We start from the raw sequence: 10803 nt of genomic DNA on the forward strand, positions 1-10803 counted from the left end.
CTGCCAAGTTCGCTATGTACGACATAGTAACATCGCAGTGTCGTGTGCCCGATTCGAAAATCATGTGTAAGGCTTCGTTTTGCCAAGGCCGTCTAGCATTAGCTATTCGCTTTTTACGCTATGCAGCGATGGTCTGGGGCTCGGACTGTACAAACTTATACTGCTTGCCTAGTCAGGCAGCCATGTCTCTAGTGCCAATATGTATAAGTTTGTTCAGGCCGCGCTCTCAAAATGAAGCCATTCCTACCCATAAATAACCCATCGCCCGCTCACAAAACCACCAAACAAGCTACTGACTCAATAACAAAACATAATCAAAATATGTGACGTTTCAATTTGGTAGTATGTTAAGAAAATCAATTGGATGACTACTGAGACACCACTATAAAATCACTGCGATTGAGTAAATGAAACAAGACTGCAGTACTCTTAGTTATGCCTGCATGAGTAGCATTGTCTGCAGTCACAAGTGAGAGGGGGCAATGAGTTGAGAGCAGCAACTGTCAGAGGGACTTATGAATAGCCACAGTAAGCATGAGTGGTACATTAGGCATAGATATGTACTACAGTGCGCTAGTAAAACTTCACTGACGCCAAGCGATCAACCAAACTCTAAGTGAAGAGCAGGTATGAGTCCGAATAGCGAACACTATCCTAGTATGCTAAGGTCAATCATGGGCAAGGTGATGGCCAAAAGGCGTGTGCAGGTAACTGCGATGAAGTGAATACCAAAGTCATGCATTGCAATGAGATAAGCATTGAAAGCAGTGTATTGATGCATGACAAACGCCTGGAGCTCCGGAAAATAAGTAAAGGACAAGGTTTTTGCAGCTATTCAATGATGATTGCAATGTTATAAGTAGGTAGTAGTTAAGAGGAAGATTGCCTGCAAAAGGGCCTTTATCTGCTGAGTAAAATGTCCACTCATGGAAGAACAGTTGTTAAAAGTTATTGTTATATGGCAATAAAACTAGGTAGATATGCTTATAAATTCGCTTGAAAACACAAGGCTTTGTATTGAATGCGTATAAAAAATATGCTAGGGGGGGGGGTGATTTATTTGAGATGCGCCAAACTAAAGCATGCACTTTGTCTATATCGCAAAAATCCTTCTGCAAGACAGTCACAAAAACTCGTGATTAAAGTGAAACGCTAGAAGAAGACTGGTCAATATACCAATCCTAAGTTTGCAAAGATGTCCGCTTTCCTAAAGCAAGATGTCATGCCATAAAACATAAGGACTAGGGCTTGACTCAACATAATGAGCGCTATTGCTTTTATGTTGTTCCATGCTCAGCACTCTAAGGTATATGACCTCCCTCCTAAAGTTACGCATAGTCTTATCTAGCAACCTTTCATGAAGTCTTTGCTCTAAGTCGCTATAGACGCCAAACATACATATATAAGGCGATTTGCGCTGCATCAGCATCATTAACAAAGCACATGATGTCTTCCGCTCAAGGAAATGCAGTCTAGCCTCCAAATCGCAAACAAATCAAATCAATAAAGCTTACATAGAATGAAGCAAACCAACAACGCCATTAAGTTCTTAATGGCTCAATACCGTGCTATCTTCAAGAACGCTAACATCGCTATGTTAGCTGCTATGGCAGCTGCCGCTTTAGCAGCTGGCCAAGCACAGGCAGATGATCTTACTGTAACAAATTGGGGTGATGCCACAGGAGACACTATCACTGTTGGTGGCACTTCCCCAACCTATGGAAAAATAGATTTAACTGCTGCTGCCGATGAGGACAAGGCTAACAATAATAGCTTTAAATTAACCATCAAGGGCGGAGATGAGAACAAGATCAATGGCGCTGCTACCGATAAAGGCTCTTTTACTGCTGCAAAAGGTACATTAGTCATTGAAGGTGCTGATGCTGCCGGTACAAAGCTCATTATCGGCGATACACAAGGTGCTAAGGCTACTTTTGGTACAGTATCAGTTAATAAAGGTACTGTTGATCTTAAGAAGGGCACTCTTACCGCTGGTACTATCAACTTAGGTGTTGAGGGTACTGCTGCTGGTACTTATGTTGCAATTGTTGACATTGCTGGAGGTACCTTAGGTAATAAAGCAGATGATGCTCAAAAGATTGCTGCAAGCACAATCAATATCTTAGATGGCGCAAAGGTTTCTGGTAAGGCTGCAACATCTACAATCGCTGGTAAGGTTGTAATGACTGGCGGCGAGTTGATCTCTGATAACACTCAAAAGCTCATAATTGACGGCACCCTTAACGCCACAGGTGGTAAGCTCACCAACAGTGGCTCATTAGTTTTAAACGGCGATGCTACTTTCGGTGGTGAACTTACATTAGATAATAAGGGTGCTATAGATTTCGCTGGCGCTAAAAAAGGTGAGACCCAGACTCTTACCGTAACTAAAGACATCTTTGAGAATAAGCTGTTTAAAGACGGCGGTATGGTATCTGGTGCAGGTACTGCTGGCGCAAATTACAAGATCAAGGTCGACGGCACAACTGACAAGTCTGCTGTAGATTTAACCAAGCTCTTTAGCAATGATGGTGCAATCGATAATAACGACTTCAATTTTACAGCTGGCAATCGTATTGTTGAGGCAGACCATGCTACTTTTGGCAATGGCAAGTACGACGCAACCGTACAACTTACCGTAGGTAATTTAACAGCTGGTAAGAACAATGCTTTCTCAATCGACAAAGGTGTCGTTGAGGTTAAGAACTCTCTGAAGGTTGATGGCCTAGCTGATAATGGCGTGCTAACTGCCAAATCTGGTTCTTTAGTTTTAAATGGCACAGGCGCAGAACATGAGGTACTTGCTAAGAGTATCGTACTTAACGCTGATACAAACAATGCTGACGCGGCAAAACTAAATGTAACTGGCGGTACTTGGTCTGTAAATGATTTAACCCTTACCAAGGGCCGTGCAACTGTTGATAGCGGCTCGAAACTTGTTATCAATGGCGAATTAACCACAACTACTAGAACAAGTGCAACAGATGGTGGCTTATTAACTATCAAGGGCGCATCATATGTTGATGCTTCTGGTGCTAAGAAGCTGACCCTTGTTTCAGGTGGTTCTGGCTTTGAGAAGACCGTAAGCGTTGAGAGCGGTTCTACTCTCGAGCTGAATGCTAAGCAAGTCTTTTCATTAAGTGGTGAAACCGCAACTTTAACAGACGGTAGTGGCACTGGTGAGCATAAGGTTGAATTGAAGTCTATTGCTACTGACAAAACCTCAACCTTAATGTTTGATACTACTGGATGGGACAACTTCGAGATCACAGAAAATCAGTATAAGTCATTAATTGAGAAGCTCGGTACTAACACTGCAGTTGCTGGCTTTATTAGCTTTATTGATGCTAGCGGCAACGCAATTGGTCTCAAGGGCATGTCTAGCGAGTCTAAGATTGAGCTCGATAAAGTGCTCCCTGGCGATATATACAATGGCGCTACTGGTACTACTGCTACAGGTAATTTAGATAAGAGTGTATTCCTTGGTAACATCAATGTAACCACAGATTCTGGTTCTCTTGCTATAGCAAATGATACCGCTTCTGTTCTTTATAAAGCTGATAAAGACGGCCACTTAGTTTCAAATAACAAGGGTGCTGCTAATGTTGTTCTTTCTGGTACAGCAAATCTTACTTTAGCTGGTCAGGGCGATGTTGGCGCAATTGATTCAGATACAACAGCTACCGGCACTCTCAACATCGGCTACTCTTCAAAGGAAGCAGGTGTAGTTACCGCTAAGACTGTTGGTGCTGACAAGGGTATTGCTAGCCTGAACATCCAAAAGGGTGGTCTTGTATTAACAGCAAAGAAAGAAGCAGACACAGATCCTGAAGTACAATTAAAGACTAACAAACTTTCATTAGCTCAAGGAACTTCTTTAACTGCTAAGGGTCAAGCAATTGTTGTGTCCTCTGCCGCTCAAACTGGATCTGCAGAAATCTTCGGCGACTTGACTGCTAAGTCATTAACTCTGAATACTAGTGGCGGCAAGGCAACAACATTTAACATCGCAAAGGGCGCTTTAGTAGACGTTGATGCCTTAACCCTGCAGCAAAGCGGCAGCCTCTTTGTTGGTGAGAATGATGGTACTACCACTTCTTCAGCAACTTTAGAAGTTGGCAAGCTCACTTTAGCTAAGGGTAGCTTAATTGTTGATCCTGCAATGACTGACACAGCATCAATCGCTGCTGTTAAGGATCTGTCTGCAAAGGACTCTAACGGTGATGCTCAGGTACTTGATGGCAAGATCGCTGTAGGCCAAAACTCAGCTGTGGGTATTGGTTTCGATACTCGTGCTGAAGTTGAGCAGGTTCTGACTCAGGCTGGCTTAATGGCTGACCACAAGTTCATCAACACACCAGAGTCAGTTAAGGGTGCCTTAATCCTCAACAACGCTATCAACGTTGCTTCAGGCAATGGTGTTCTTATCGACACTTCTAAGACTGCTGCTGATTTATCTACAGGTGTAACTGCTGATAAGTTCCAGATGGCTGGCAATGCAGCACTGATCGTAAATGACTCTGTCTATAAGCGTGTTAACGGCAAGCTCGAGGGTGTGGCTGTAACCTTAGCAAATGGTGCAGCTAACTCTGTGACTGCTGATGCTACTTCAAAGGTTATCTTAAACGGTGACTTTGATGCCAACGACGCTGGTGTACAGATCTTCGCTGGTAGTGGTCCAACTGTAAATGCAGTATCTGGTGATATTGCTTTTGAAACTGCCAATGGCGTTCTGAGCGGTAAGATTGATTCTAAGGGTCAGATCGGTTCAATTACAGTTGATAAGACTAAGCTTGATAGCAAATTCTTAACTGTATCTGCACCAGTTCGTGATCTGCTGAAGACTGCCATCATGAACCAGGGTGGTGTAATTGATAAGGGCCAGATCGGTGGCAAGTTCTTATCTCAGGTAGCTAATAACATCACTGATTCTAGCGGTGTTGCTGCTGATGCTGCAGCTCACGCTGCAACTTATGCTGGTGCACAGCAGGCTGCTGTAGTATCCGTAACCACCATGGCTGATGCTATGTTTGGTCGTGTTGGTGCCGTAGGCGTTGAGGCTGCCTCAATTGCTGCTACTGGCTCACAGGCTAACGGCGGTGTATGGTTAACCCCAATGTACAAGTCCATGGACGCTGACGGCTTCAATGCTGAGGGCGCTTCTTATGGCTCAGACGTTGACGCTGCTGGCGTAGCATTCGGTGCTGATACTGTAAACGGCAACATGCGTTTTGGTGCTGTATTCAACATCGGCTCTGGTGATGCTGAAGGCAAGGGCAATGGTAACGGCCTGAAGGACGAGTTCGACTACTACGGCTTTGGTATCTACTCAGCAATGGGCTTTGGTAACTTTGCTTTAGTTGGCGACGCTTCCATGACCGTAATCTCTCACGAGGTTGAGGGCTTAGGTCTCAAGGGTAAGGCTGACACCACTGCAGTAACCATGGGCGTAACCGGTCAGTACACTGTTGCAACCCCAGCTGTTGATGTAACTCCACATTTAGGCGCACGTTTCATTCGACTGAACACCGATTCATACGATTTAACTTCTGCTAACGGTGTAGTTGGTACTACTGACTTTGACGTTCAGAACGTCTTCTCAGTACCTTTAGGCGTAACCTTATCTAAGGCATTTGTTGCAGGCGGCTGGTCATTAGCTCCAAGCGCTGATTTAACTATTGCTTTCAACACTGGCGATACCGACGCTAACTCAACCACCCGCTTCACTGGCATCAACCAGAACTTAGACTTAACTGCTGAGGTTCTTGATGAGGTTCAGTACGGCTTAACTGTTGGCTTAGGTGCTCAGTACGGTGCATTCGGTACCTCATTTGGTATCAACTACACTGGTTCTGAGAACACTGATGCTTTCGGTGTTAACGCTCAGTGCCGTTACATGTTCTAATCTAGCCTTCATGGCTTTGATTTGAAAAAACCATACTTATCTAGAGATCGCGCTCTAAGCTCAAGTCCTTGAACTAGGCGCGGTCTTACTAAGCGATCATGACTGATGTTGGGGATAGAGCATCAGTTGGGGTCGCTTTTTTCGTTATTAGAAGAGTAAAGCTGCTATCTTTGGTTTACATGAACATTACCGAAGTAAGCGGCTGCCATTAAGTTTTGCAGATTTAATAGTGCTAGTTGTCACTGTGTTAGGACTGTTTAAACCGTAAGTAGACAAACAAAAATTTCAAAATTAACGCTACATCATGTTCATATTGACCATTAATGTGTAGAAATGTAGCTTGAAATTATAGATAAATATGCTATTTGTAATATGATGCATATAGAAAATATGCTAGGGGGGGGGGCGAACTAGTTCAGATGCGCCAGTCTAAAGCATAAGCCACGTCTATATTGCAAAGTCCTACAGCAAGACAGTCACAAAACACTTGTGAAAGAGTGAAAAGCTAGAAACAGACTGGTCAAAAGTCTCAACCTAAGTGTGCATTGATGTTAGCGCTCAAAAGCAAGACATCATACTTTAAAACATAGGGACTATAGATTACCGAGTATGCAGGCCGACAGGCCGAATGCAGCGCTAATCTACATGTTTTGATGAATTGACCTCCCTCCTAAAGTTACGCATAGTCTTCACTAGCAAACATTCACTATGTCCTGACCATGCAAGTCAGTATAGGCGGCAAACAAACATGTTCAAAAAAAGCGATTTGTTCTGCACAGGCATCATCACACAAACGCATATGATGCCATATCTTCAATGATATGCAGTCAAGCCTCCAAATCGCAACGCAATTCGGTTTATAAGCTTACAAAGAATGAAGCAAACCAATAACGCCATTAAGTTCTTAATGGCTCAATATCGTGCTATCTTCAAGAACGCAAACATCGCCATGTTAGCCGCCATCGCAGCTTCTGCTTTAGCTGCTGGTCAGACTCAGGCAGCCTCTTTTGTTAATGATACAGTAAAAGCTGAGGGTACTGACGTAACAGTAAATGTTGATGGTGTAGGTACCTCTCCAAACGCTTACGATAAAATTGAGCTCACTAACGGCGCAGCAAGCGATAAAGCATTTGTTATCACCGTAAGTTCTGGTGCTGCTAATAATACAATTAAAGGCACAGTTGGCCTTGCTAATTCCACTATCAAAGTAGCTGGCGCTGATAAGGCCAATGCTAAGTTAGATATCGGTACTGGCGCTGGCAATCCTACAGTTCTAACTCTTAAAGAGCTTTCTGTTGCAGAAAAGGGTACACTTATCGTTGCTGGTGTTGATGATCAAAAGACTGCAACAGTCAATGCTAATACCATTAACTTTGGTGATGGGCAAACCGTAGGTGATTCAGCCGTCAATATTGAGAATCATGCTACTGTGAATGCAGTAGGCGAAGCTGATGGTGCAGGTAAGATCACCATTAATCAGGCTACTGTAGAGATTAAGGCTGGCGGTGCTTTAAACGGTAAGCAAGTTGTTCTTACTGATGGTGTTGTAAATAATGCCGGTACCTTATCTGGCGGTACTATTGATATTGCAGCAGGTACATTAACAAATACTGGAACACTCACTGCTGGCACTTTAAATTTAGCAGGCGGCACTTTAACCGCAACTGAAGCCGTGACCGCCTCTAATGAGTTAAACATTACTGGTGGTAAGGTTGATGCTACTAAGGCAGTGTCAGGTAAGAAGATCAAGGTAACTGACGGTACAGTTGATTTTAAGGCTGCAACTGATTTAGGTAGTGATACTACTGAGCAGGTTAATATTAGCGGAGGTACTTTTGTTTCAACTGCTGCAGGTTCTATCAAAGGCAAGAAGATTACAATTGAAAAAGGCACATTCACTGCAACTAAAGGTCTAAACATTGGTATTGCAGGCGCTAATGTTAATGTAAATGGCGGTGAGTTCACTGTTCCTACTTCCCAGAAGCTTTCGTTCGTTGGTACTACAAACCTTTCTGGCGGTACCATTACTACAACTGACGCTGGTGAGCTCGTATTTAAGGGAAATGCCACTATCAACGGCACTACCTTAACTCTTGGTACTAGCGCTGTAACAAACATTGAAACTGACGCAGCAACTGCCACCTCTACTCTGAATGTAAGTTCCGCTACCTTCAAGACCTTAGTGGCAGATGCCAAGAAAGTTAAGGCCAATGCAGCTAACTCAGGCGATACCGCTGTATTGCACTTTACAGATACTGAAACAGCAATTAACTTAGCTGCTGGTGGCGTTGGTGTACTGAAGGATGACGGTACTGGTCTTGTAGATACAAATGTTGCAAAAGCAGGTAAAGGTGTATTTGCGGTTTCAGCTGCAAAGGCAGAGTTCAAGAAAGATACTTTTGCCCCTGCAGATGCTGATAATACTGTTCGCATTATTGCAGACGAGCTGACTGTTGGCGACAAGTCATTCACTGTTACCGCAGCAGCAGCGGATGATACCCTTCTTCAGGTAGGCAAGACTCTTACCGTTGGTGACGGTACTAAGGAGTTAAAGATTGCCAAGGGCGCTATCTCTTTAGAAGGTGAAGCTAACTCTACAGGCAATGAGGTTAAGGCCTCTAAGATTACTCTTGGTGATACTGAAAAGGGCACATTATCAGTCAATTCTGGTGATTGGAAAGTTCAAGGCCTGACCCTCACTAATGGTGAGGCAAACGTAATTGGCTCTGCCTTAACTGTTTCAGGCGATCTGACCGTAACTAAGGGTGCTTTATCACTAACCGATGGCGCTAGCCTGAAGGTTACTGGCAATCTCTCAACTGCAGGTTCTGCAGGTAAGATTACAGCAACTAAATCTGTAATTGATACTGTAGGTGGTGGTACCGTAACCTTAGGCGCTGCTACTGCTGCTGGTCTTGAGCTTAAGAACACCTCTGAGATTAAGCTTGAGGCTGCTGACTTCCAGAAAGACTCTAAATTTGATGCTTCTGGTTTAACTAATGCTATCACTGGAGATGCAAATACCACTATTTCCTTCGTTGATGCTAAGGGTGAGAAACTCACTTTATCAAAGGCTGACTTTGATAAGCTTCAGCAGTCAGTAGGTACTGGCTTCAAGGGTCTTTTCAACGTTAATGTAGACGGCATCGACAATGCTAAGGATGGCATGGCTTTAGGCGATGTATCCAACAACGCAGCAATTGAGGCATACGAGAAAGTATCAGTAAAGCAGGACTCTGCTACAGCTGTAGATAACACCAACAAGTCAGTTGGTAGCGTAGAGGTTACAGGTGGTAATACCCTTAACATGGGTACTGACACTTCATTAACCTTAAATAATGCTAAGGATGGCAAGCTCGTATACGAAGTCAAGGACGGTGTTGCTCAGACTGGTAATGTAGTATTTAAGAATGCAGGCAACTCCTTAACCTTAGCTGGTTCTGGCGAGATTGGCTCCATTAAAGTAGACTCAACCGTAGGCGCTAATGGCGGCAACGTAACTGTTGGTAAGGCAACTAAGACTGCTGCTGTTACTGTGAAGGGCGATATCGGTGCAGAGGCAGCAAACAGCCGTGTAGTTGGTGTAACTGTAAATGACAAGTCTTCACTGACTGTTAACAACGTATACACCACCGCTCTTGAGCTTGGCCTAGGCAGCTCCCTTAATGCAGGCACCGGCGTTGTAGATGTTAGTGGTGCCTCTTCCATCGAGGGTAACGTTAATGCTGGTACCTTAAAGTTAGGTGGTGAGTCCTTAATCGCTGGTGACGCATTTGTTGATGTTAGCACCATTGATCTCGGCGCTAATGCCTTAACCATTGGTAAGGATGGCGATGCCGAGGGCAATGGCTCTTCTTCAGCATCTGTATTCGCTGATGTTCTTATGCTGAATACTGGCAGCAAGGTATTTGTTGATCCTTCATACAAAAAGGATGCTGCTATCCTTGCAGTTAAGGATCTAAAGGACACTGCAGCACCGGATGATGTTGGTGTATTAAATGGCGGCATTTTTGTAGGTCAGAATGCAGCATTCGGCTATGGTTTTGACCAGGCAGAGTTCGAGTCTGTAATGGCTGACTACATGGTTGATGGCAAGTTTGCTGATCCTTCTGTAAATGGAGCAACTGGCCCTGCTAACGCATTAGCACTCAATAAGCCTCTGATTGTTAAGAAAGATGCTGGTATCGTAGTTGACCATAATTTAACTACAACTTCAGTAGCTGATCCAGCAACTCTTAAGAAAGATACTTTAGTTCTTGGTAAGAACGCAGCTCTCGTTCTGACAGATGGCGCATTTGGCACAAATAAGACTGAGGCTGCAATTAATTTTGCAAACGCCGGTACTGTAACTGCTGATCCTTCTGCAAAGGTTGTATTAGTTGGTGACTTTGATGCAAATGACAATGCTCTGAAGTTGGCTGTTAAGAGTAATGGTAAAGATGCTGCCGATGGCTTAACAGGTATTACCCTTTCGTATGCTGGTGGCTTGCTGTCAGGTACATATGATCCAACTACTGGCGGCTTCAACCTCGAGTTCCACAAGGACAAGGCTGATGCAATTTACGATGGCATCTCCCGTCCTGTAGCTGACGCTATCGTTGCTAAGCTCAATGGTGAGTTAAAGGAAAAGTCTGCTGCTGGTTACGGCTTATTTGCTAACCTGATCGCTGCTGAAAACTATAAGGCTATTGACGCTACTGCTCACGCTGCAACCTATGCAGGTGCTCAGCAGGCTGCCGTTGCTGCGGTAACCACCATGGCTGATGCAATGTTTGGTCGTGTCGGTGCTGTTGGTGTTGAGGCTGCCTCTATCTCTGCTACTGGCTCACAGGCTAACGGCGGTGTATGGTTAACCCCAATGTACAAGTCTGTTGATTCCGACGGTTTCAACGCTGAGG

General features: G+C 44.2%; 2 protein-coding genes. Both read left to right on the forward strand.

Going from position 1 to position 10803, the window contains the following annotated elements; all coding sequences use genetic code 11:
• Window positions 1-1519: 1519 nt before the first annotated feature.
• Window positions 1520-5905, forward strand: coding sequence for an autotransporter outer membrane beta-barrel domain-containing protein (locus RDO37_RS00370; RefSeq protein WP_308497724.1), 4386 nt, complete (start codon window positions 1520-1522; stop codon window positions 5903-5905).
• 874 nt (window positions 5906-6779) lie between these two features.
• Window positions 6780-10803: hypothetical protein (locus tag RDO37_RS00375; protein WP_308497725.1), on the forward strand; the 4024-nt coding region annotated here is incomplete at its 3' end.

Source organism: uncultured Anaerobiospirillum sp. (genome assembly GCF_902485895.1).
GTDB classification, from domain to species: Bacteria; Pseudomonadota; Gammaproteobacteria; order Enterobacterales; family Succinivibrionaceae; genus Anaerobiospirillum; species Anaerobiospirillum succiniciproducens.